The sequence below is a fragment of the Moritella sp. PE36 genome (assembly GCF_000170855.1).
Classification (GTDB): domain Bacteria; phylum Pseudomonadota; class Gammaproteobacteria; order Enterobacterales; family Moritellaceae; genus Moritella.
Genome location: NZ_ABCQ01000044.1, coordinates 1 through 23108, shown reverse-complemented (window position 1 = coordinate 23108; position 23108 = coordinate 1). Strand labels below are relative to the sequence as shown.

The following is a 23108-nucleotide window of genomic DNA, read 5'->3' as shown; positions in this document are numbered from 1 at the left end:
AGAAAATTAACTCGGTTGAATAGATTTTTATTAACGGCTTCGCAAATTATTTATTCACCGACTCATAAATAATACTTCTGAAATCATTTTCTCGTTATATACTGTGCCCATATTTATTATTTTTCACCCTATTAAGTTTCACCTTAATTAACGTATCAAGAAGACTTTGTATGAATGTAGATAAACAGGAAATCGCTAAATTTGAAGCCATGGCCAGTCGTTGGTGGGATCCAGCAGGTGACTTCAAACCATTACATCAAATCAATCCATTACGCTTAGATTACATAGATGAGCGCAGTGGTGGCCTATTTGGCAAGAGAGTTCTTGATGTTGGCTGTGGCGGCGGTATCTTAACAGAAAGCATGGCTCGCCGCGGTGCACAAGCACTCGGCGTTGATATGGGTAAAGAGCCCCTCAATGTGGCTAAATTGCATGCACTTGAATCAGGTACTAAAGTTGAATACCGTCAAGTATTAATCGAAGAGTTAGCAGAAGAACAGCCAAATAGCTTTGATGTCATTACTTGCATGGAAATGCTAGAGCATGTTCCTGACCCAGGTTCTGTGGTTAACGCTTGCATGCGTCTGGTAAAACCGGGTGGTCATGTATTTTTCTCGACCATTAACCGTAATTTAAAATCATACTTGTTCATGATTGTTGGTGCCGAAAAAATCCTAAAAATGATGCCAAACGGTACCCATGACCATAAGAAATTTATCCGACCTTCTGAACTATTACACTGGGTTGATCAATCGGGTCTATATTGTCATCACATGACAGGCCTGCATTACATTCCATTAGTTGACCAGTTCAAGCTAGGCGAGAATGTTGACGTTAACTATATGCTACATACGCAGCTTATCGATTAATGTCACGATTAATATAGTTCTCCTTTCACCTAACAGCACCCTCGCTGTTAGGTGAGTACTCTCCCCTCCTTCTAAATAATTCAGCTTAAGCCCTCATCCCGTTCTCAAACAAAGTTATCCACTTTATGGGTAATACGAAACTTACTGTGTACAAAATGACGGGATTGTTTGTAATAACAACCACCTCACAAAATTCGAATATAATCCTTGCGTGATAGTTTTCTAAACGAATGAGCTGTAAATATAATCAAATTATTTGATGATCCTCACACAAGTGTGGCAACACTTTTTTTTCTTTTTTTTTCACTTTAACTGTTGATTTTTGCTAACCGTAATTGATCACTGAGGCCAGAATGTAAGTCGCCACTAACTCACTAAATTATCCACAAGTTGTTCAGTTTAGTGCTACTTGCCAAAAACCGATTATCCCTCTATCTTGTATGCATGAATACAGGACAACACTACATCTTGTGTATTAACAAGAATATCAATACTAGTGTTGGTGGAAACATTCTTCACTTTGTTTTAAGGTCAGTCAGCTAAATGAATAAGAATTTACTAGTTACAAAACGCAGCGGTAAGCAAGAAACGATCGATCTTGAAAAGATCCACCGCGTGATCAAATGGGCAGCCAAAGGATTGGATAATGTATCGGTATCACTGGTTGAGTTAAAATCTCACATCCAGTTTTATGACGGCATTCGCACTGAAGATATACATGAAACCATGATCAAAGCTGCGGCGGATTTAATTAGTGAAGAAGCGCCAGATTACCAATATCTGTCTGCGCGTTTAGCCGTCTTCCACCTACGTAAAAAAGCATACGGTAAATTTGAACCACCTGCGCTTTATGATCACGTAAAATTTAATGTTGATGCGCTGCGTTACGATGCACATCTACTTGCTGATTATACTGCTGAAGAATTCGCAGAAATGGATGAGTTCGTTGATCACTGGCGTGACATGAACTTCTCTTACGGTGCAATTAAACAGTTAGAAGGTAAATACCTACTACAAAACCGTATTACTGGTGAAATCTTCGAAAGCCCACAATTTCTATATATCTTAGTCGCTGCGAGCTTATTTGCCACTTACGACAAATCTGTGCGTATGGACTACGTTCGCCGTTTCTACGAAGCAACATCAACCTTTAAGATCTCATTACCAACGCCAATTATGGCGGGTGTGCGTACTCCGACTCGTCAATTCAGCTCGTGTGTACTGATTGAGTGTGACGATAGCCTTGATTCTATCAATGCAGTATCTAACTCTATTGTTAAATATGTGTCGCAACGTGCTGGTATCGGTATCAATGCAGGTCGTATTCGTGCACTAGGTAGCTCAATCCGTGGTGGCGAAGCATTCCATACTGGTTGTATCCCATTCTACAAACACTTCCAGACAGCAGTTAAATCATGCTCTCAAGGCGGCGTTCGTGGTGGTGCAGCAACATTATTCTACCCATTATGGCACTTAGAAGTTGAATCACTGCTTGTACTTAAGAATAACCGTGGTGTTGAAGAAAACCGTGTACGTCATCTTGACTATGGCGTGCAACTTAACCGTTTAATGTATCAACGTTTAATTGATAATAAAGACATCACCTTATTCAGCCCGTCTGATGTTGATGGTTTATATGATGCATTCTTCCAAGATCAGGATGAATTTGAGCGTCTATACAATCTTTACGAACAAGACCCATCAATTCGCAAGCAAACGATTAAAGCCAGCGAACTGTTTGCTTTACTCATGCAAGAGCGTGCTAGTACCGGTCGTATCTACATTCAGAACGTTGATCACTGTAATACCCACAGCCCATTTGACCCAGCTGTGGCACCGATAAGACAAAGTAACTTGTGTCTAGAAATTGCTCTGCCAACGAAACCAATGCAACACCCTGGTGACGAAGATGGTGAAATTGCGCTATGTACATTATCAGCGTTCAACCTTGGTGCAATTAAAGACCTAAGTGAATTAGAAAATCTTTCAGATCTAGCGGTTCGCGCACTAGATAGCCTACTTGATTACCAAGACTACCCAATGCCAGCGGCTGAAAAGTCAACAATGGCGCGTCGTTCACTAGGTATAGGCGTGATTAACTACGCATACTACCTAGCGAAAAACGGGGTTAAATATTCAGACGGTAGTGCCAACAACTTAACGCATAGAACATTTGAAGCAATTCAATTCTATCTATTAAAAGCGTCAATGAACCTATCGAAAGAACGTGGTCCATGTTTAGCATTTCATGAAACAACTTACGCTCAAGGTATCTTACCAATTGATACCTATAAATCATCGTTAGATGAGATCTGTGACGAAGCATTACACCTAGACTGGGAAACATTACGTAGCGAAATTAAAGAACACGGCTTACGTAACTCAACGCTAACCGCATTGATGCCATCAGAAACATCAAGCCAGATTTCAAATGCGACAAACGGTATTGAGCCACCACGAGGTTTAATCAGTATTAAAGCAAGTAAAGACGGTATCTTGAAACAAGTGGTACCTGATTACGAAAATCTACGTGATAGCTACGAGCTACTTTGGAACATTCCAAGTAATACCGGTTATTTACAACTGGTTGGTTTGATGCAGAAATTCGTAGACCAAGCGATTTCAGCTAACACTAACTATGATCCACAACGTTTCCCAGGGCAAAAAGTACCGATGACAACGCTGTTAACCGATCTGATGTTAGCGTATAAGTACGGCTTAAAAACGCTTTACTACCATAACACACGTGACGGTGCATCAGACGTAGATGTAGTTAAAGAAGACGAGGGTTGTGAAGGCGGCGCATGTAAGATCTAAACAATCAACTACATACACCAAGTTAAACACACCCTTTCATTTGGCAGCTTAGGCTGCCAATTTAATGTATAAATAGAGATGACCAATGAGTTACACTACTTTTTGCCAAACCCCAAATGATCAATTAAAAGAACCAATGTTTTTCGGCCAACATGTTAACGTTGCCCGCTTTGACCAACAAAAATATGAAATTTTTGAAAAGTTAATTGAACGTCAGTTATCATTTTTTTGGCGACCAGAAGAAGTTGATGTAAGTAAAGATCGTATTGATTATCAGCAATTACCTGATCACGAAAAACATATTTTCATCAGTAATCTGAAATACCAAACATTATTAGACAGTATTCAAGGCCGTTCTCCTAACGTTGCCTTTTTACCACTGGTGTCACTACCAGAACTAGAAACTTGGATCGAGACCTGGTCATTCAGTGAAACTATTCACTCACGCTCGTACACCCATATTATTCGTAATATTATTAACGACCCATCAGAAGTATTCGATGATATCGTTGCCAATGAAGAGATTCTAAAACGCGCCAAAGACATTGCCGGTTATTACGATGACTTAATCAATGCGACTCAACAACTACACCAACTTGGTGAAGGCACACATGTCGTAAACGGTGAAACAATTGTCGTTAGCCAGCGTGCGGTGAAGAAGAAATTATACCTCGCAATGGTATCGGTAAACGTACTTGAAGCGGTCCGTTTCTATGTCAGCTTTGCTTGCTCTTTCGCTTTTGCAGAACGTGAATTAATGGAAGGTAACGCTAAAATAATCAAGCTTATTGCGCGTGATGAAGCCCTGCATTTAACCAGTACCCAACACATTCTAAACTTAATGGCGGACGGTAAAGACGATCCAGAGATGCAAGAGATCTCGATTGAGTGCTTCCAAGAAACACAAAAAATCTTTACCGATGCAGCACAGCAAGAAAAAGAATGGGCAGAATATCTGTTCAAAGATGGGTCTATGATAGGCTTGAATAAAGATATTCTTTCTGATTATATTGAATACATTACCAATACCCGTATGGCGGCCGTTGGTCTACCGAAGGCGTTTGAAGTGAAAAGCAACCCACTACCGTGGATCAATGCTTGGTTAATCTCTGATAACGTACAAGTTGCACCACAAGAGTCAGAAATCAGCTCATACTTAGTTGGTCAAATTAACGCTGAAATCAACCACGCAGATATTGGTTCATTCGTTTTATAATGCCGATTACGCTGACAACTGATTCAGGAAGCTTTCAGGTTTCAACACAAGATAGCTCTCTGCTCGATACACTTGAGCGTACTGGACATCAAATTGAATACCAGTGCCGCCAAGGTTATTGTGGCGCTTGCCGAACACCACTAACTTCCGGCACGGTTACTTATACAACTGATCCGTTAGCCACAGTGGCACCCGGTTCGATATTACCTTGTTGCTGCAAAGCAGATAGTGATATTAAACTTGCCGTGACAGCGATTGTATGAAGTAACTGGGGTATATAACGGTTGCAGCATAATATACATTAACGAGTATTAACACCCAAAAATAACAAGCCTTAACGAGATTAACTACGTTAAGGCTTTTTCATATCGTGACCAAACATTCATTTTTTTACCTCATACAATGCAACTCTCAATACCCTAGATGCGCAGCCCCGGTAATCATAAGAATAATCCAGATTTATTTGATTAGTTTCCACCTAGTATTATTTTATAATCCTTCCCATTATCCTGTACAAGTTTTGGAACAAGATAACCGGAGCTAATCTTTTGTAGTTCCTGATAAATAGAAAGAGATATGTTCTTTTCAACAAAGAAATGGGCACTTCCTTCTATTTTATCTAATAGGTTTAGATAGTATGGTATAACCCCCATTCTTATGAGTTTTCTAGACAAGCTTTTTAGAGTTAATGCATTATCATTAATGCCTTTCAGAAGCACAGAGTGATTTAATATTATAAAGCCTTCTGCTTGGAAAGAAGAAACTGATTTTACGACTTCATCGGTTAGTTCTTTCTCGTGGTTTGAATGAATAACTAAAATCATGTCTATATCCTTCTTAGCTGCTCTGCGAATTCGATTAGCTAGATTTTTATCTAAAAGAGAAGGAGAAACGACGGGCATTCTACTGTGAATTCTGAATCGAGTGATATGCTTAATCGCACTAACTCGAGTTACAAAATCGAGTAGCGTAGCAGAGTTAACAAAAAGAGGATCACCACCACTCAAAATGACCTCTTCAATATCGTGATTACTTTCAATATATGACAGCCATGCTTCTATTTGTTGTTTATTGTTATCAGAATAATTATAGCCTTTACGAAAGCAATATCGGCAATGAATCGGACAATGCTTGCTGAATAAAAGTAGTACTCGGTCATGATATTTGTGAATTAATCCTGTTATTTTTTCATGTTGAGAGTCATTAACAGGATCCAAATTAAAGCCCTTTACTGTATCTAACTCTTCTAACTTAGGAATTATTTGCAAAAGAATGGGATCATTGGGATCATCAAAGTCGGCAATGTTCAGAAACTCCAGTGGAGATCTAAAAGGAAATTCTTTATTCTCAATCTCTTCTTTTTTTGTAAATTTGTTGATTCGATTTCCTTTAATAATCATTTTTCTTATTATTCCCTTAAATTTGACAATATAAATTTAAATCATTGCCAGCCATAATCGAATCACCTCAACTTTAGAGGTATTGTAACCCACTCATAAAATCAGCATCACTCGCAATATCTTATAGCACCTCATAACTTTATATTTAGTTGCTAAAATGGAGTTGTTTAGTTAGTCCATGGCATGGCGGAGTGATCCACGCTAGTTTTTGAGAACTTAATAACCTACACTACTTAATGTAAAATAATATATTAATCTAGTGCTGATACATGACCATCCGATTGCACAAGGTTTAGCATTATCTCCAAGTTTTGAACTGCAGCTCCTGACGCACCTTTCCCCAAGTTATCATAAGATGCAGTTAATACCGCGTGGTCTGTACCATCAGGAGTAAACACGCCTAATGTAACATCGTTACTGTCATTATGAATGTCTGGGCTAAGTCCATCAATACTCAAAGTTTCAGACTTATTTAGCACTGTTACAAATGATGAGTCAGCATAATGATCATTTAGTTTTTCCCTTAATATATCCCCCGTTAACTCTAGAGAATGATCGCTTAAATGTATTGGAATCTGAAGCAAGATACCCTGGCGATACAAACCGTATGCAGGTTGAAAAACCGGTTTTTTGGTTAATCCATTGTACTGCGCCATCTCCTTCACATGCTTATGCTCATGATGCAACGCATAACGACGGTATGGGTTTGATAAATAGTCAGAGCGAGAAGGATCTTCAAAGCGTTCGATTGCATCCCGACCACCACCAGTGTAACCCGATATGGCGTTAATCGAATATGGGTAGTCGGTATCAAGCAAACCAGATGACACAAGAGGGTTTAAAAGAAGTATTGCTCCGGTAGGATAACAACCAGGATTTGATACTCGTTTAGCTTCTGCAATTTCTTGGCGTTGAGCTAGAGATATCTCAGGCAAGCCATACACCCATCCAGCTGTAACTCTGTGAGCTGAACTAGCATCCAACACTCTCACATGAGGAGACTCAATAAGCAAAACCGATTCTTTAGCCGCTTCATCAGGTAAACATAAGATCACAACATCTGCATTGTTAATTGCTTCTTTTCGTGCAGCAACATCCTTTCTGCGTGCATGATCAATCTCTATGAGCTCTATATCATCTCGACATTTCAGTCTTGAATAAATTTGCAAGCCAGTTGTTCCTGCTTGACCATCAATAAACACTTTTTTCATTTTACGTCCCTTTTGTAAATAACATCATTTTCTATTTTAACACTTGAAAAATGGTAAGACAGTTCCTGTTTAAGTTTAGAAACTAAGCCGAGCATGTGGCGCTCGTCCTTAAAATGTAAGTAAAACGGTATCTCTAGTACGTCTCCAATAACACTTACATTTACATTCTCTTTTATGTACTTAGTCGCTATATCTTCATCCACAATAGCGAAATATTTTTTGTCTTTAAGGTACATTAATGCATTTGAGTAACAGTCGGTATAACTAAATTTATATGTAGAACTAAGAGGCAATAAAGCAATTAATTCTTTAATATTTGGTGTTGCAACCTTGTAGTTACCACTCTTACTTGGATTTTCATTTTCACCTATCAATACAAACCTATTAGTACCTAGGTGCAAAGAACTGACATCTTCACCCTTGAGAGCACAGAAACCAACACAGGCATCAACCAATCCCTTAGATATCGCCCACATAAAAATATCATCGCTCATACGACGGACATCGACTCCATACGATAAAGCGCTATGAGATAAAGAAAACCTGCTAATATCATTAGGGTTAAATGCATTACTAAAAGCTAAAGTGATATTTTCTTCGTTAACATCCACGTTTTTTACTGAGGCAAACAAGTTCTCCACCTCCTTGGAGATAGTCAGTGCATGACCATAGATGCTTTCCCCGTGCAGAGATAGTTTCATTCCTCTGTTTGTTCGTTCAAAGACCTTTTCCCCGAGCCGGCCCTCAAATTGCTTTATCCTTTGGCTTAACGCTGCAGGGGTTACGTGCAGAAGCTCAGAGGCTCCAGCTAAAGAACCTGATTTAGTTATAGCTATGAATGTCTGAATTTGATTTATATGCATTTATCGCCACTCAACTCAATATATAACACCGCTTAATTATGCTCCAATTATGAATTAATATTCATAATGGCACATATTTAATTATCAATCAACAATAAACAGATCTGTTACCCGTTTGTTATCAAAGCGTTAACCTTCCAGTTTCAGCTTGAATTCAACTAGGCGTTGTTTTCCGGATTAATAAAACCTTTTACTTCGGATGACCGGATCTGCTAAGGTTGCCATCTAAAAAATTAAACAGCTGACCAGCCATAAACTAAGCCTTAGATACTATAACGCTCCGAAAGGAGAAGCTTTAGCGCGTGTAAAAGTAATGAACAAAGTCATAGGAATAGGAATGCCAACTATGAAACAAACTGCACACTTAGCCGTAACATTCTTAATAGTCGCATCTTACATTCGTATTTATCCAACAACGCCGCTGGTCTGTACAATTTATTAAAGTGAATTTTTATGCGTTTTTATCCAATTTGGCTTTGTCACGCATACAAGCAACCCCACCTTCAACTAATACCTCTTCAAATTTAAACGCACGTAAATCTAACTGGTAACAATACGGAACTGATTTAAATGATTGTTTCCCTAATAGCTGTAATATGCTTGCAGAGCCAGTAAGTGTACTAGCAAGCAAACATGAACTACTTATAGAAGCAACTTTCTGAGCTTTGAAGTCAAGGTTAGCAGAGTCTTGATAATCCAAATATAGCTCTGATGGTGTTAACCCCATACCAAACTTCATTAACTTTTCCTCTGTAGTGTCTTCAGGGTTAAGATCAAAAAACTCTTCAAAAGGCATTCCTTCTGGATCAAAAACATGCAGAGAAGCCCCAAAGCCAACAGGCCCAGAGACGATAACTGGGATTCCAAGCTCGCGTGCACGTTTATACATGATGATTCTTGGTTCTATAACAAAGTAATCCATTGCATCACAAACCAAGTCTACACCGTCTAAAAACGCATCAACATTTTCAATTGACACACCATCAAATACTTTAGTCTTGATAGATGGATTAATATCCTTCACTCGTTCATCAAGAACCTTGGCCTTTTCTTTTCCGATAGTACTTAAAGTACAACCAAATTGACGGTTCATGTTTTCAGGACCAAATGTATCAAAGTCAGCGATGTTAACTGCACCAACACCCATTCTGACCAAAGTTTCGGCATGAGTAAAACCCACACCACCAGCCCCTGGCACTGCAATTTTTTTGTTTTTAAGAATTGATAGTTCTTCTTCACTTACAATACCCAACATTCGGCTAAACAATATTGAGTGTTCGTGTTGATTAGTGTTCTTTATCATTGTATTTCCTCGAAAATCCCCCTTTTTTTTGGGTGGGGGAAGTAAGTAATCAGTGCAATGCACTAATCTTTGATTGTATTTATTCAATTAGAACTTTAGTGATGATTAAATTTTGTCTTGATGTTCAAGGTACTGCTCACGTGTAATACCCATCAAATGAGAGTCATAATAAATCCCTTCACGGATCACCTGCCCCTCTCGACTTCCCTCAGATTGCAATCCACACTTCTTATAAATGGTGATAGCTGGAACATTATCCTGATACACAACTAACTCGATACGTTCAAAATCGAGATATAGAAAACCAGTATGGAGAGCTCGCTTCAATAAACTAAAACCGACACCTTGGCCTGCATAATTATCGGCAACGCCCATAGCAATTTCGGCAACCCTCCTCCATCGACCATTCGGCCAGCTAAGATAAATAAACCCTACAGCCTTTCCCTTATGTTCTGCTATCACCCAGTGCTTATTAGAAACATCACTCATTAAATGCTGAACATGAAGTTCGCTAGTATAAGGAAGAGAAGAAAGTCCATGCACCACTCCAGGCAATGACATAATGTTTGAAATATCAACAGAGTCTGTACTTCTTAACCCCCGATATGTCGGAGGCGTTTTATTATCACTAGACATACTTAAACCCAAAAATTAATAAAATTCTACGACCAAAATATCTCGTTTACCTGCTACATCAGGGCTAATTTGCTCAATTGGTGACGCAAAGTGATATGTAGGTTCATCAGCAAAAATTATGCATTCACCTTCTTGTGTTAATGTATGTGAAAAAATCGGTTTTTTATCAAGATCGAAAATTGTATTTTCACCACCAGTCACATTGCTTCTGTCCATAAGTAATAAAATACTAAACTTTACGCCATCTTTATGAATCCCTTCGGGAGAAGGTTTCCCAGCCTCACCCAGCTCTGAGATAATTCTATTTTGATAAAAGTTAATATCCCAAGTTTTTTGACCTGTTAATTTACTTAACTCACTTCCCATTGTTTTTAAAAGCGTGTTTACAACAGAGTTATAAAATACCTCACCTTTTACTGGCGAGAACCAACGCTCAAGACCACCGTTAAGAGCATTGACACTCGGAGGTTGAAAATAAAAATCATGCTCTTTCATCCACAAGGAATCATCTTCTACATGGTAGCGCAACTTACAAAAATTCCTTTTCCTGTATTTCCCGCCATCATTCATGTATTCATCTAGACCAAGGTCACTCCAAGACTCCTTGAAAACTTTCCAAGAAAGAGAATCTAATACACTATCGCCTAACAAATCATCGATGTTCGATACGACACAGAAATTATTTATAACATCGACAAACTGCTTTTTAGGTACCACTGCTTCCATAACTTAACCACTCCTTAATAAATAGATATTGAGACATTTCCCGACATCGACGCTTTACACATACAGGCAAGACGTTTCTGCTCTTCTGTTTGACCAATGACTTCCAGAATCATTTTTTCTGATTCACATTTAGGTATTAAGATCCCAGCATCTTCGTTGACATTAATTACACATCTTCCGCACACACCCTTTTTGCACCCGTATTGGATGCCTGTAGAGTCAACTTCATGTAAAAATTGCTCTTTAGATAAAGCTACATTCACAAAACTCACACCCACCTCTTTGCCACAAAGCACGCTTAAAATACTGAGCAACATGATTTATTAATTATCTTTCGTAGTCAATATTGTAATTCTTAACCCTTGTTAAGTTTTTGTTGAATTAAGAGATACTTAGGTGTCTAAATAATTTTTTAGTTTACTTGGTCTTATGAATATTTAAGAATAAATGAACACTATAAAGGAGCTATAAATGACCAAAATTGAAACAAGCCAACTAATAAAAATATCCGGCGCATGCAACAAAGCATTCAGTATCAAAATATCGATTTACCTAAGCATGATGTCACTTGGTGGAGTGCTTTTTTTTCAAGACTCTTATTTAAGTTACATTGGTATTTTAGTCTTGGGGTTTTCTTTTGCACACGGAGTTGAGCTTCAGCATCAAGTTTTACATGGTGGAGCATTTACAAACGCAAAGCTCAACCGCATAACAGGTTTTTTGCTTGGGGCGCCGATGTTAGTTGCATACTCTAATTATCAAGCGAGTCACCTAGTACATCACGCTAAAGTTGGAACGGAAGGCGATACAGAGTTTTTTGAGTTTAATACCTTAGATGAAAATACAACCTGGATAACTAAGTTATCTTGTTTTTTCTTAATTTCGCATTACTTCGAGTTTACCAAACGATTGATAAAGGCATTAAGTGGAAAATCAATTAGTCCAAAATTCAACAAGTTAACCAATAATAAAATCCGAGATGAGTACCTAATGATGCTGACGCTGATTGTGGTCTCTGTGTCTGTTTCGATCTATTTCGATAGTTTGAGTCATCTATTGGTCTGGTTACTACCTTTGTGTCTGATTGCCGCCCCAATCCACACCCTTATTGAATTCCCTGAACACTTTGGGTGCAATAACGAAAGTGAGGATATTTTCGAAAACACGCGTTCAATAAGAGCAAGTAGTTTTATGGTTTGGTACACAAACGGGAACAATTATCATGTAGAACATCACATGTACCCATTAGTTCGACCTGAGAAGCTGTCAATTTTACACCGACGCATCAACAGCAATATAGTAAATATAAATGTCTCTTACTCTGAATTTTTTCTTGAATCTATTTAGGGGACACGCATGCAAAATTTCTACAGTCCTGGGCAATTAGCACTTCAGAAACGAAACGGAAGTACGCCTATTGCCAAGCAACTAAAAGATACTCGACTGTTAACCGAGTTCAACGACGATACCCGTAATATCGTAAATGAATCGCAATTTTTTTTTATTGCAACCTCTGGTACCAATGGCAAGCTTGATTGCTCTTACAAAGGAGGCAACACAGGGTTTGTGCAGACAATATTACCGAACCAACTCGCTTTTGCTAACTATGATGGCAATGGTATGTACCGAACTTTAGGAAACATAGAAGAGCATGAAGAGGTGGCCCTACTCTTTATTCAATTTGAAGGAGACAAAAGAAGAATGAGGGTCAACGGTAAGGCAACCATTACCAAAGAGAGCGAATGGCTGATGCTATTCCCTCATGCAGAAAGCGTCACTATTGTTGATATAGAGTTTATTTTTCCAAACTGCCCTAGATATATACACACAATGAGATTCGAAGAAACATCAATTTACAGTCCATCAAAGGACTACGCCCCACCCGAACCTTTCTGGAAATCAAAACCCGATTTATCACCATTTTTAAAAAGAAGAAGAGTAATGCAAAATAAAAACAACGATCTTAGCTTCGAGTCAAACACATCACAATATTTCTTGACCGATTATTATAAGGCGGCTACTGCTAGCCCAATTATGTTTAACCGTGTACCAGACGCCATGGACACCTTACTAGAAGTAAGACGAATTGAAGATGAATGGATGCAATGGGAAGATAAACTCATTGAATCAGAAATACTGCCCTCCAACAGCATAGAGTTTAAAGATTGGTATACAAAAAAACTAATAAAACTAAATGACAATATCCATGAATTTTTAACTTACATACGCAAGGAAGCTCCACCTCAGGCAATTGCATATTATATCTGCATGGAAGAACTCGTTGATGGAAGCTTTGACGATGTCATGGCTCTCGCGCAAATAGGTGTAAACAATCGCTCAAAACTCACTATTGCTGAAAATTATTGGGATGAAATGGGCAAAGGAGAGTTTGAAAAAATTCATACAGAAATGTTTGAAGAATCTGCTATTTACTGCAAAAAACTATTAGAGGAAGTCTCAATTGCTTTACCTTCTAAGATCCCGACTCCTTGCTTAATGAATGGCAACCTCGTTTCTTTTTGGGCACAACGTCGTAAATATATACCTCGCCTATTTGGTGCTATAGGCTTAATAGAGGGCTCTGCTCCATTAAGATTTAGAGCTGTTACCAAAGGAATGGAAAGATGTAACTTTCCGGAAGAAGCTATAGCTTACCACCGTGAACACATACACATCGATGCTGTCCACGGAAAAGAGTGGCTAAATCATATTTTACTACCCCATGTAGAAAGCAGTGAACGACTTTGCCAAGAAATGGCAAGAGGCGTGCTTATTCGATTCAGAGTTGCTGAACAATATTATAAATGCATTGAAAACGTAGTAAAAGAAAACTTTAAATTTCAGTGATTCAGTACGGGCATAACGATATGTCCGTCACTATCCCCTGCGTCAGACTAATGGTCCCCCCTTAGTTTTACTTAATTATAAATACACGCACCTCCCAACCAACTGATATACACACAATTACACTTTTAGTGAATGGATGCACCACTAACTTCCGGCACGGTTACTTATACAACTGATCCATTAGCCACAGTGGCACCCGGTTCGATATTACCTTGTTGCTGCAAAGCAGATAGTGATATTAAACTTGCCGTGACAGCGATCATTTGAAGTGATTTGGTTATATAACGGTTACAGCATAATATACTCGACACTTATACATTAACGAATATTAACACCCCAAAAATAACAAGCCTTAACGAGATTAACTACGTTAAGGCTTTTTCATATCGTGACCAAAGATTCATTTTTTCACCTCATACAATGCAACTCTCAATACCTTACAAGATTGAGTGTGATTTACTTTGCAAAACCACAAAACCTTACCCATACTCCTTTCAATAACGCACAGAACTTCAGAGGCGTATTTAAACATAGGACAACTTTATGCTAGATGATTTAGTTGGGATCGGAATGCGTCCAGCGCATTATGAGCAACTCACCAATAGCCAAGTGGATATAGGCTGGCTAGAAGTTCACAGTGAAAATCACTTTGAGACTAATTCAGAGGCAACTTATTACTTAGATAAAGCCAGTGATCGCTACCCTATCAGTTTACACGGCGTCGGCTTAGCACTCTCTTCTAATGAGCTGCTTGATACCATCCATATTCATAACATTAAAAAATTGGTCGACCGTTATCAGCCATTTTGTATATCAGAGCATTTAGGATGGAGTTCAATTGCTGGTCAGCATTATAGCGATGCGTCGCCAGTATCCTATACAGAAGAGAACTTAAAGCATGTCATTGGGCGTATAGAGCAAATTCAACAAATTTTAGGCCAAGCAATTGCAATCGAAAATCCAGCCTGTTATAGCAAAAATAAAAACAACACCCTAACAGAGGCCGCCTTTTTAACCGAGTTACAAGCCGCGACAAACTGTACAATATTACTCGATATTAACAATGTTCATATCAGTAGTCACCAGCTTGAATTCAACCCTTATGATTACTTAGCATCGATACCAAGCCATATCGTAAGCGAGATCCACCTATCTGGTAGCAATAAACTATTAAAAAATAACCGCATCACCTTCGACCAAGAACATAGCCAGAAAGTAACACCAGAAGTATGGCAGCTATTTGAATATTACTTACAGCATTGCAACACAATCCCGACCTTGATTGAATGGGATACTAATATTCCACGGCTCGATGAATTACTAAATGAAGCATATACGGCGCAAAAAATGATCCTCAAATCGCAGCGCTTTAAAAACGCATGTTAATCCGCCATTACTACCCTAGCTCTTCCTCCCAAATACGCTAGAATCCAACAGCGACGAGGTTTGCCATCATTTGTTGATAAAAGTCGGCTGACGAGCCCCGATATAAATCAAGTTCCTGTGCGCCCGTTTGTGGTCCATATAACGTATCATTACGACCCGAAAAAAACATATGATGATAACCATTACCGTGCGTTGAACCCGACATCGTTTTTACATGTTGCACTCTGCTTTGTAGCGATTGTGAAACAACGGTTGCATAACCATCATGTTTCCCTTCAAGAAACTCAACCAGATCAGTGATAAAACGTGACTGCCCCCAATCTTTATTCCAACGATGAACTTGTGCCGCATAGCTATAATAAGGAACAGCATTTGATAACTCTTGTGAGGCCGATAACCCAACATGCCAATTAGTCTCGCTTAATCCTGCAGCCTTGCGTAATTCTTCCCAACTTTGCGCCCAGTTTACCCAAGCATATGCTTCGCCTGTCATGTATTTCTTGGTTAATACAACGTTGGATGCTAAAAACTGCTGGAATATATCGGCTTCTGTTTGTAATTGTGGCTGATTTTCTGACAGTACATATTGCTGTTGCTCATTTTTCCACAATCCTGCCATTAATTGGTTTTTACCAAGTTGCCATATCAGATTATGTTCATAATCTTGCCATTGCCAATTATTTGAAAAGAATCGCTGCGCATACATGGTATTTAAAAATACACTCGCTGACCAACTACCTTGATGTTCACCAACCACAGTCACAAGTGCGGCAATTTTACTCGCCATAACATCAGTATTGGCACTTACATTGTCATTCGCGTTAGCACTATTATTAGCGTTAGCATTATCAGTCACATTAGTAGTCGTACTCGCCACTAACTCACCATCACTAACAGATAGCTGCGTCAATATTCTTGCATCCTGACTGCCCTGAGACATTCCGACAATGATCACTTTATCAGCGCCAGTGCTGTCAAGTGCCTGTAATACTGTATTACGTAATGACTGAGCACGAACGAGCGATGAAGAAAATGCGGGATTATCCGCGACAAAGACCTGATTACCACAATCTTGTGATAGCCGTTGTACAATCTCCTGACTGAAATAACGATAATAACCGCTCACATCTCGCTGTAAGCTTGGTTCAAACAGATTATAATTACGTGGTGGTAAATCAAGTTCATCATCGGGCACACGCCACGTTAAGCAATCTTGATCTTGTCCATCTTCATCCCATTGCCATTCCTGACAATATTTTTGCGGGACTAATCGGTCGCATTCTTCATTAGGTGCCGATTGACACAGTGCTTTCATCCCCCAATGATGTGTCAATACCACGGGGTAACTTACCTGGCATTGTTCAGAGGCTTGTACTGCCAATGCACAAAATACACTCATTCCTAATGCCGCTAGCGTATACATTGATTTATTCACTTTACTGCGCATTAACTCGCCTGCTTCAGTGGGAGTTCATCGCTATTGATATTTTGTTCATGTCCAAAACAAATACCATGACATATTTGCGATAATGCATGTTCTGCACGGCCATTACTACTGAGCTGGTGTGGAATACGCAGAATAACTTCAACAGAATCTTTGTTACCGGCTAGCACTAAAAACAGCGCGGTAGTATTAAAATAAGGTGGAATGAAAAACACACTCGTGCAATTAAAACCTGCTGCGCTGTATTCATCCACTTTCAGGAAACCGAGATTAGAAATAATACCGGAAGTACGGTACTGGCCTGTTTCTTGGCGCTTTAATGCAAGTTTGTCATTAAACTTTTTCAACCAAGCCAATGGCACCCAATTTAGTGCATTTAACGTCGGTATACCGGCAAACTGAGGCATCCTTGCGTGTTCATTTTCTGCTATTTTCAACTTAATTTGCTGCGCCCAACTCGCCGTTGTCGTCTCTGGCGATACCTGCATTAATAACCCGCCGGTTAAATTACCCGTTGAGACAATATCAGTGTCATGCATACGGAGATCAACAGGTAATTGAATACGTACTGCCGAATCTGAATAGAGGTTGGCTAATTTGGCAATACTAATACCCGCGTTGGCTAAAACCTGCTTATAACTACCAGGCAGCGTTCTACGCTGCCAAGAAGACCCAAAGTCTTGTCCAAGGGGGACACCTGTCGGCGCCGTCACAGTATCATTGACTTTCTCCCCTGGTACTATTGTCACAGATTTAGCTAAATCAACATCGCGAACAAAGCTATTGTCACCATGGAGTGACTGCTGACGCAACGCGCGCAATACTTCATCAGCAAATATCTTGGTGCCACGCCCATCCATCACTGCATGATGCGTTCTAAAAATAATGTGATGTTTACCACTCTCCTCACCGAGTACCAATAAGACTTCACAACCGGTACTGGTTTTTACATCTAAGGGGCGATTTAAAAATGGCGCGGCGTTATCACTCATGCCATCCCAGTTTAAGCCACGGATAACGTCAAGCTGTGTTGTTTTTCCGGCATCTGCCCAGTGACTAAAACCCAGTTTGCCTGATAGTCTAAAACGCGTGCCTTGCAAGGCCTCTGAAGCTTGGGTTACCGCTTTTTGCCAAGCCGGTATGTCGATATCCCCTTGGCCTTCAAGTACCATTTGATTAACAACACAGGTAGCCGTTTCTTCGGCATTAAAATCATCACAGCTAATATAAAAACGCTCTGTTGGTGAAAGTTTACGTTTAAACGTCATCGTTCCTCCTTGAACTCTAAGACGGTTATGCCGCGCTATCTGCCGCACGGTTATCGGGTATATCCTTATTACTATTACTACGAACATCAAATCCTTGGATTTTAACTATTAATTTTTTTGACAGTAAAGTGGTCACTGCAATAACAATATCCTGGATCAATAAATATACTGCTGGCACCAATAACAAACTGACAAGCGTCGCAAAGAGTACGCCAAAGGCCAACGATATCGCCATTGGGATCAAAAATTGTGCTTGTAAACTGGTTTCACTCATTATCGGTACTAAACCAATAAATGTAGTTAACGACGTAAGAATAATGGGACGGAAACGCCGCACTCCCGCACTGGTGATCGCCGTTTCTAGTGACATGCCTTTGCTGCATTTTTCATTGATATAATCAATCAGAACTAAGTTGTCATTCACGACGATCCCGCTCACTGCGACCATGCCAATAAATGACCACAAGGTAACATCAACCCCTAACAACAAATGCCCTAACAAAGAACCAACCAGACCAAAAGGGATCGCAAACATAACCAGCAATGGTTGTGTATAAGAACTAAATAAAATGGCCATCACTAAATACATCGCGATTAACGCCAATAAGTAACTGCTTGTTAAAATATCCACAAACTCGACAATACTTTTCTGCTTACCGGCTTTCGACCATTTAACCGCGGTGGTATCGGTTAATTGCTGTAAAAATCCAGCCTCCAGCTCGGCGATAACAGCCTTAGTGCTATTTTTACCCGGGTCGACAAATGCAGAAACAGAAATAACCCGATTACGTTCATAACGTTTAATATTATGCTCTGCCGATTGATAACTCACATCGGCAATGGTAAACAGCGGGACGCCTTCACCATTTGGTAGTTGAATGTGCATATTCTCTAAATGCCACAGTGAGCTGGTCGCCTCTTTTGGATAACTCACCTTAACTTTCACTTCATCTTCACCACGCGGCATACTTTGTATTTCAACACCTAAATAAGCCTGCTGGACTTGCTGCCCAAGTGCGCTTAATGTGAGTCCCATATCACGTGCGACGGGCTTTAGCGCTAGCTGAACTTGCCTTGAACTACGCTGTTGCGAATCTTGGATATCATATACACCTTCAAACCTTGCTAAAACTTGCTTTAATGCGTCGGCTTGCTGCGCTAAATCATCTAAATTACGACTCGACAACTCAATATTGATATCGGCACTTGGCGGGGTAAGATCAGAGACAAAGCTTAATTCAATACTGTCTTCAATTTCACCAACCCGTTCACGCCAGTGACTAATGATGTCATGACCAGACATGACCCGGTCGTTCGATACCGATAACTCCAGATATACTCGGCCAATATGATCATCCGCTGCCGCTTGTGATTCTCGTGAATACTTACTTATCGGTGCAACAACAGAATACACATGAGCAATCGCAGAAATACCCTTCTCATCCGTCAACTCTTGCTGTAACTGCAAGGCTTCTTTTTCAATCTTTAACAAGGCAAGTTTGGTTTTTTGCGGATTACTGCCTTCAGCAAAAGTGACATTGGCATAGGCAATATCACCTTCAATGGCCGAAAATAACACGGTACGTAACCAACCACTGGAAAGTAACGTTAACGAAATAAAAAACAGCCCTATAAATCCCAGAATATAACTCCAACGCCAGTGTAAGACATGGTCTAGAAAGGGTTTATATTGACGAATAACGAACATTTCTAACGCGGCAGAAAACTTGGTTTGTATCCCTTCTAATAGTCCGCCAATCATTTTAATGTTGTAAATCAACCGGTTTTGGTTTTCAGGCGGTAGGCTGGTAGGATTTTGGCTATGGTTCTGATTAAACTGGCTTTCATCAGAATTAATAGCCTTGTCAGCGGGTTGATAGCTTAAATGCGCAGGTAAGATAAACAACGATTCAAACAATGAAAATAATAGCGTGGTAATGACGACTACAGGAATAACCTGCATGAGTTTACCTTCAGGCCCAGGTAAAAACAGCAACGGCATAAAGGCGATGACACTGGTTATAATGGCAAAGGTAATGGGCTTCGATACTTTATAAGCCCCCTCAATCGCACCTTCCACGCCTTTATTACCAGCTGCTTGCTCGGTGTAAATACTTTCGCCGACGACAATCGCATCATCAACCACAATGCCGAGCACCAGCAAAAATGCAAATAAAGAGATGATATTGATTGAACCATCAAACACAGGTAACAACCAAAACGCACCCATAAACGAAATAGGGATACCTAAACTGACCCAAAACGATAAACGCCAGTTTAAAAACAACAATAAGATGACAAACAATAAACACAAACCGCTAAACACATTACCAACCAATAAATCGATACGGCTCATGAACAACTTAGAATCGTCTTGCCAAACGTACAAACTGATCCCTTCAGGCAAATAGGTTGCTGGCGATTTTACGTATTTATTTATCACCTCCGCAACCTCAATAATGTTCTGGTCGCCCACACGATAAACATCTAACGATACCGCCCGTTGACCATCAAGCTGAGCCATTGTGCCCTCATCCCGAAAGCCATCGTGAATAGTGGCAATATCACTGAGTAAGATACGACCACCGTCTTCATTCGCTTGTAAAATAATACTGGCAAAGTCATCCGCACTTTCAATCTGACCTAAAGTTTGGATCAATATATCGCCCTGCTCTGTCGCTAGACTACCGCCGGGTAAATCAAGCGCAGTGGCTTTTAACGTATTAACCACATCCTCGAACTTTAAGTTATATTGTGCCAAACTGTCTTCTGATAAAGCGATACTGATCTCGTAAGGTCTTGCGTTTTGTAACTCAATCACCGAAATAACCGGATCTTCGAGTAAATCTAAGCGGATATTTTCTGCCAATCGCTTTAATGCCCACTCATCACCGGCACCTGAAATAATCAGTTTCGCAACCCGATAACGTTCAATCAATTCACTGACAACAGGCTTTGCTACCTCTTCGGGAAATGAGTGTATGCTTTCAATTCTCGATTTAACTTCATCCAATACCGCTTTGGTACTATAACCATCGGCAATATCAATAGTGGTATAGCAAGATCCTGAACTCGCGAATGATGTTAAATCGAGCGTCCCTGCAATATCATATACAACGGCTTCGATACGGGTACAGACAAGGGCTTCCACTTCTCGGGGGCCAGCACCGGGATACAATGTCGAGATCGCAATACGCTCTAATGACACCCCAGGAATTAGCTCTTTACGGGTTTCAGGTAATGCTAAACAGCCAAGCGCGATAATCACCATCATGATCAAATTTGCCGCTACCTTATTTTTGGCAAACCAAGCGATTAAGACTCTCATGATCGCACCTCAATTTGCGCTGTTACATTATGTAGCGCACTTTCTAGATCGAGGTCTAAGTCTAAGCTGATCACATTCAACTTCATGCCATCTACGGCAACATCAAGCGGGGTTAATATCAGTTTATCGCCTTCGCTTAAACCACCGGTGATATAAACCTGTTCTTTACCTTGATGAAGCACCTCAACAGTGGCAATTTTAAGACGTTGCTCAGTATCCAACAGCCACACTTTATTATCATTTCGCAAGGCTAAACGCGGAATAATCACCACTTGTTCAAACTCACGACCAGCAATTTCGGCAGTCACAAATCGACCGGGTTGTAAATATAACGGTTGATCCGGATCGTTTAATACCTCGGCAATGACGTACTGCAATCTATTCTCGGCTAATCCACCTTCAGTACCCGTAATCATCCCTTGCCATTGATAGCGTTTATTATTCACCCGCACAGAAAGGGTAACCCGAGGACGTTCGACTCTGGAACCAGCGACAACAACTTCGGTATTGTTATCATTCGTAAACGCCGTGACTTTGAATGGTAAATCCAGCAAGGTTAAATATTTATCCGCAACAGGCAGACGTACATGCATCTTATCTAACGAGTATATTTCACCAATGACTTCGCCCGAATTAACTAATTGACCGCGACCAACACTCACCGCTTTAACCCGACCAGAAAACGGCGCTTTAATTACCGCTCGCTCTAGTTTTATATTGGCTAAACGTAAGTCCGCCTCAGCCGCCTTAACCCGACTTTTAGCATCATTAATTTGCGGAATGTGACGGGCAAAACTGGTGGCTTTACGCGCAAGCCCACTTCGCGCTACATGGGCTTTTGCTTTAGCTTCAGCTAAGTGTAGTAATGCACCATCCACGGCCTGCTTCTTTTTAATCACTTCAAGTTTGTACGCTTCATCATCCATAGATAACAGCACATCGCCAGCATTAAAATAACCACCCGCGGTGAAGTTATCAGCAACTGATTTAACCCTTGCAGTCACTTCCGAATTTAGCTTGATTTGCGTTTTTGCAGCAACGATACCACGGCTAAAAATAGGGATCACAGCATCGTTAAAAGCCACATCCATATAACGTACGGAAGGAAAGCGATTAATCTCAGGGTTAATTTGGCTTTGCGGCCGAATAACAGATAGCAGGGTCATGCAAATAAAGCTGAATGCAATAATAGAAAGCGGGATTGATACTTTTTTATGCCGAATAAATAATGCCTGTCCCTTTTTCCAATGTGGCGATAACCTTGTTTTGACCTGCTGCACACCGCTATGGATCTTAGGTCGGAGCCCCTGCTTTAATTTACTATAATGTGTTGCCTTTGCTAACTTAATAGAATGCTTTGTTTTGGTTAATTTGACTACCTGAGCCGTCGCCTCTGCGATTGCTGTATCAATGATAGCATCATCGCGACTGGTACTCGCAGTCGTTTCTTCTGTCGTCAGTAAATCACCTTGTAACAGATGCTGCTTCCAGCTCTGCATTAACCCATCTGTGGTCTCGATATCTTGCGCAATATAGGGGTGTAACTTTAACCCTAAGGACAACTGCTCATGCCACAATAAAATACCTGTCGAGACGGGATAATTCTTCGTGCCGATTCCACAACAAACCCACATATCATCTTGATTAATGGCTGGGTTATTATCATCTTTTAGTGGCCAGTTCCCTAAAAAACTAAATGAACCCGCATAGAATTGGCGTTCACTGACATATTGATAAATACGACGTACGCCCTTGTCTCCAATGATTTTACCGATGTGAGCCTGCCACCAAAGC

General features: G+C 40.1%; 18 protein-coding genes and 1 pseudogene. 8 read left to right on the top strand and 11 right to left on the bottom strand.

Annotation, left to right across the window (positions count from 1 at the left end):
- Positions 1 to 170 precede the first annotated feature (170 nt).
- The 4 genes from ubiG to yfaE all read left to right on the top strand — a co-directional run bounded on the left by ubiG (position 171) and on the right by yfaE (position 5165).
- Positions 171 to 869, top strand: coding sequence for a bifunctional 2-polyprenyl-6-hydroxyphenol methylase/3-demethylubiquinol 3-O-methyltransferase UbiG (gene ubiG, locus PE36_RS18270; protein WP_006033548.1), 699 nt, complete (start codon positions 171 to 173; stop codon positions 867 to 869).
- A gap of 543 nt (positions 870 to 1412) precedes the next feature.
- A complete protein-coding gene (nrdA, locus tag PE36_RS18265) occupies positions 1413 to 3686 on the top strand; it encodes a class 1a ribonucleoside-diphosphate reductase subunit alpha (RefSeq protein ID WP_006033547.1) in 2274 nt (757 codons plus the stop codon).
- An 85-nt stretch (positions 3687 to 3771) separates the two neighbouring features.
- Positions 3772 to 4902 carry a class Ia ribonucleoside-diphosphate reductase subunit beta gene (gene nrdB, locus PE36_RS18260; protein WP_006033546.1) on the top strand — a complete coding sequence of 377 codons (1131 nt, stop codon included), beginning with the start codon at positions 3772 to 3774 and terminating at the stop codon, positions 4900 to 4902.
- Positions 4902 to 5165 carry a class I ribonucleotide reductase maintenance protein YfaE gene (gene yfaE / locus PE36_RS18255; protein ID WP_006033545.1) on the top strand — a complete coding sequence of 88 codons (264 nt, stop codon included), beginning with the start codon at positions 4902 to 4904 and terminating at the stop codon, positions 5163 to 5165. Before nrdB ends, yfaE begins: the two co-directional genes overlap by 1 nt.
- A gap of 204 nt (positions 5166 to 5369) precedes the next feature.
- Here yfaE and PE36_RS18250 read toward each other — a convergent pair whose 3' ends face one another.
- The 3 genes from PE36_RS18250 to PE36_RS18240 all read right to left on the bottom strand — a co-directional run bounded on the left by PE36_RS18250 (position 5370) and on the right by PE36_RS18240 (position 8376).
- Positions 5370 to 6302, bottom strand: coding sequence for a KamA family radical SAM protein (locus PE36_RS18250; protein WP_006033544.1), 933 nt, complete (start codon positions 6300 to 6302; stop codon positions 5370 to 5372).
- 251 nt (positions 6303 to 6553) lie between these two features.
- On the bottom strand, positions 6554 to 7513 hold the full coding sequence (gene argC, locus PE36_RS18245) for an N-acetyl-gamma-glutamyl-phosphate reductase (protein WP_006033543.1): 960 nt from the start codon (positions 7511 to 7513) through the stop codon (positions 6554 to 6556).
- A complete protein-coding gene (locus tag PE36_RS18240) occupies positions 7510 to 8376 on the bottom strand; it encodes a LysR family transcriptional regulator (protein ID WP_006033542.1) in 867 nt (288 codons plus the stop codon). Before PE36_RS18240 ends, argC begins: the two co-directional genes overlap by 4 nt.
- Before the next feature lie 229 nt (positions 8377 to 8605).
- On the opposite strand from PE36_RS18240, the pseudogene PE36_RS24790 reads away from it, so the two are divergent.
- Positions 8606 to 8719 (top strand): annotated as a pseudogene (locus PE36_RS24790) (IS5/IS1182 family transposase); the annotation flags it as partial.
- A 108-nt stretch (positions 8720 to 8827) separates the two neighbouring features.
- Here the strand turns inward: PE36_RS24790 and PE36_RS18235 are convergent.
- From PE36_RS18235 to PE36_RS23825, 4 genes are all read right to left on the bottom strand, one after another.
- Complete coding sequence (locus PE36_RS18235; RefSeq protein WP_043994767.1) at positions 8828 to 9679, bottom strand: ThiF family adenylyltransferase; 852 nt, start codon at positions 9677 to 9679, stop codon at positions 8828 to 8830.
- Positions 9680 to 9784: 105 nt separating this feature from the next.
- Positions 9785 to 10315: a GNAT family N-acetyltransferase gene (locus PE36_RS23830; protein WP_052298109.1), complete on the bottom strand. Its 531-nt coding sequence runs from the start codon at positions 10313 to 10315 to the stop codon at positions 9785 to 9787.
- 15 nt (positions 10316 to 10330) lie between these two features.
- Positions 10331 to 11041: a 2OG-Fe dioxygenase family protein gene (locus PE36_RS18225; protein ID WP_006033539.1), complete on the bottom strand. Its 711-nt coding sequence runs from the start codon at positions 11039 to 11041 to the stop codon at positions 10331 to 10333.
- A gap of 14 nt (positions 11042 to 11055) precedes the next feature.
- Positions 11056 to 11358, bottom strand: a complete 303-nt coding sequence (locus PE36_RS23825; protein WP_006033538.1) for a 2Fe-2S iron-sulfur cluster-binding protein — start codon at positions 11356 to 11358, stop codon at positions 11056 to 11058.
- 154 nt (positions 11359 to 11512) lie between these two features.
- On the opposite strand from PE36_RS23825, the gene PE36_RS18215 reads away from it, so the two are divergent.
- The 3 genes from PE36_RS18215 (at position 11513) to PE36_RS18200 (ending at position 15274) form a co-directional block, all read left to right on the top strand.
- Positions 11513 to 12388 (top strand): fatty acid desaturase, encoded by an 876-nt coding sequence (locus PE36_RS18215; RefSeq protein WP_006033537.1) that lies wholly within the window; start codon positions 11513 to 11515, stop codon positions 12386 to 12388.
- A gap of 9 nt (positions 12389 to 12397) precedes the next feature.
- A complete protein-coding gene (locus PE36_RS23820) occupies positions 12398 to 13888 on the top strand; it encodes an iron-containing redox enzyme family protein (RefSeq protein ID WP_006033536.1) in 1491 nt (496 codons plus the stop codon).
- A 543-nt stretch (positions 13889 to 14431) separates the two neighbouring features.
- The gene (locus PE36_RS18200; protein WP_006033534.1) at positions 14432 to 15274 is read left to right on the top strand and encodes a DUF692 family multinuclear iron-containing protein; all 843 of its coding nucleotides are present in this window, start codon (positions 14432 to 14434) and stop codon (positions 15272 to 15274) included.
- A 37-nt stretch (positions 15275 to 15311) separates the two neighbouring features.
- Here the strand turns inward: PE36_RS18200 and PE36_RS18195 are convergent, their stop codons facing one another.
- From PE36_RS18195 to PE36_RS18180, 4 genes are all read right to left on the bottom strand, one after another.
- Positions 15312 to 16721, bottom strand: a complete 1410-nt coding sequence (locus PE36_RS18195; protein ID WP_006033533.1) for a triacylglycerol lipase — start codon at positions 16719 to 16721, stop codon at positions 15312 to 15314.
- A complete protein-coding gene (locus PE36_RS18190; RefSeq protein WP_006033532.1) occupies positions 16721 to 17986 on the bottom strand; it encodes a peptide synthetase in 1266 nt (421 codons plus the stop codon). Before PE36_RS18190 ends, PE36_RS18195 begins: the two co-directional genes overlap by 1 nt.
- 25 nt (positions 17987 to 18011) lie before the next feature.
- Positions 18012 to 21314: an efflux RND transporter permease subunit gene (locus PE36_RS18185; protein WP_006033531.1), complete on the bottom strand. Its 3303-nt coding sequence runs from the start codon at positions 21312 to 21314 to the stop codon at positions 18012 to 18014.
- The coding region (locus PE36_RS18180) for an efflux RND transporter periplasmic adaptor subunit (protein WP_006033530.1) at positions 21311 to 23108 on the bottom strand (1798 nt) is incomplete at its 5' end. The genes PE36_RS18180 and PE36_RS18185, both read right to left, overlap by 4 nt.

Excerpts from the sequence above, each read along its gene's own strand:
- PE36_RS23820 (WP_006033536.1), top strand. The coding sequence starts at position 12,398 with ATGCAAAATTTCTACAGTCCTGGGCAATTAGCACTTCAGAAACGAAAC.
- ubiG (WP_006033548.1), top strand. The coding sequence starts at position 171 with ATGAATGTAGATAAACAGGAAATCGCTAAATTTGAAGCCATGGCCAGT.
- argC (WP_006033543.1), bottom strand. The coding sequence starts at position 7,513 with ATGAAAAAAGTGTTTATTGATGGTCAAGCAGGAACAACTGGCTTGCAA.
- PE36_RS18195 (WP_006033533.1), bottom strand. The coding sequence starts at position 16,721 with ATGCGCAGTAAAGTGAATAAATCAATGTATACGCTAGCGGCATTAGGA.
- PE36_RS23830 (WP_052298109.1), bottom strand. The coding sequence starts at position 10,315 with ATGTCTAGTGATAATAAAACGCCTCCGACATATCGGGGGTTAAGAAGT.
- PE36_RS23825 (WP_006033538.1), bottom strand. The coding sequence starts at position 11,358 with ATGTTGCTCAGTATTTTAAGCGTGCTTTGTGGCAAAGAGGTGGGTGTG.
- yfaE (WP_006033545.1), top strand. The coding sequence starts at position 4,902 with ATGCCGATTACGCTGACAACTGATTCAGGAAGCTTTCAGGTTTCAACA.
- PE36_RS18185 (WP_006033531.1), bottom strand. The coding sequence starts at position 21,314 with ATGAGAGTCTTAATCGCTTGGTTTGCCAAAAATAAGGTAGCGGCAAAT.
- PE36_RS18240 (WP_006033542.1), bottom strand. The coding sequence starts at position 8,376 with ATGCATATAAATCAAATTCAGACATTCATAGCTATAACTAAATCAGGT.
- PE36_RS18190 (WP_006033532.1), bottom strand. The coding sequence starts at position 17,986 with ATGACGTTTAAACGTAAACTTTCACCAACAGAGCGTTTTTATATTAGC.
- PE36_RS18225 (WP_006033539.1), bottom strand. The coding sequence starts at position 11,041 with ATGGAAGCAGTGGTACCTAAAAAGCAGTTTGTCGATGTTATAAATAAT.
- nrdB (WP_006033546.1), top strand. The coding sequence starts at position 3,772 with ATGAGTTACACTACTTTTTGCCAAACCCCAAATGATCAATTAAAAGAA.
- PE36_RS18200 (WP_006033534.1), top strand. The coding sequence starts at position 14,432 with ATGCTAGATGATTTAGTTGGGATCGGAATGCGTCCAGCGCATTATGAG.
- PE36_RS18235 (WP_043994767.1), bottom strand. The coding sequence starts at position 9,679 with ATGATAAAGAACACTAATCAACACGAACACTCAATATTGTTTAGCCGA.
- PE36_RS18250 (WP_006033544.1), bottom strand. The coding sequence starts at position 6,302 with ATGATTATTAAAGGAAATCGAATCAACAAATTTACAAAAAAAGAAGAG.
- PE36_RS18215 (WP_006033537.1), top strand. The coding sequence starts at position 11,513 with ATGACCAAAATTGAAACAAGCCAACTAATAAAAATATCCGGCGCATGC.
- nrdA (WP_006033547.1), top strand. The coding sequence starts at position 1,413 with ATGAATAAGAATTTACTAGTTACAAAACGCAGCGGTAAGCAAGAAACG.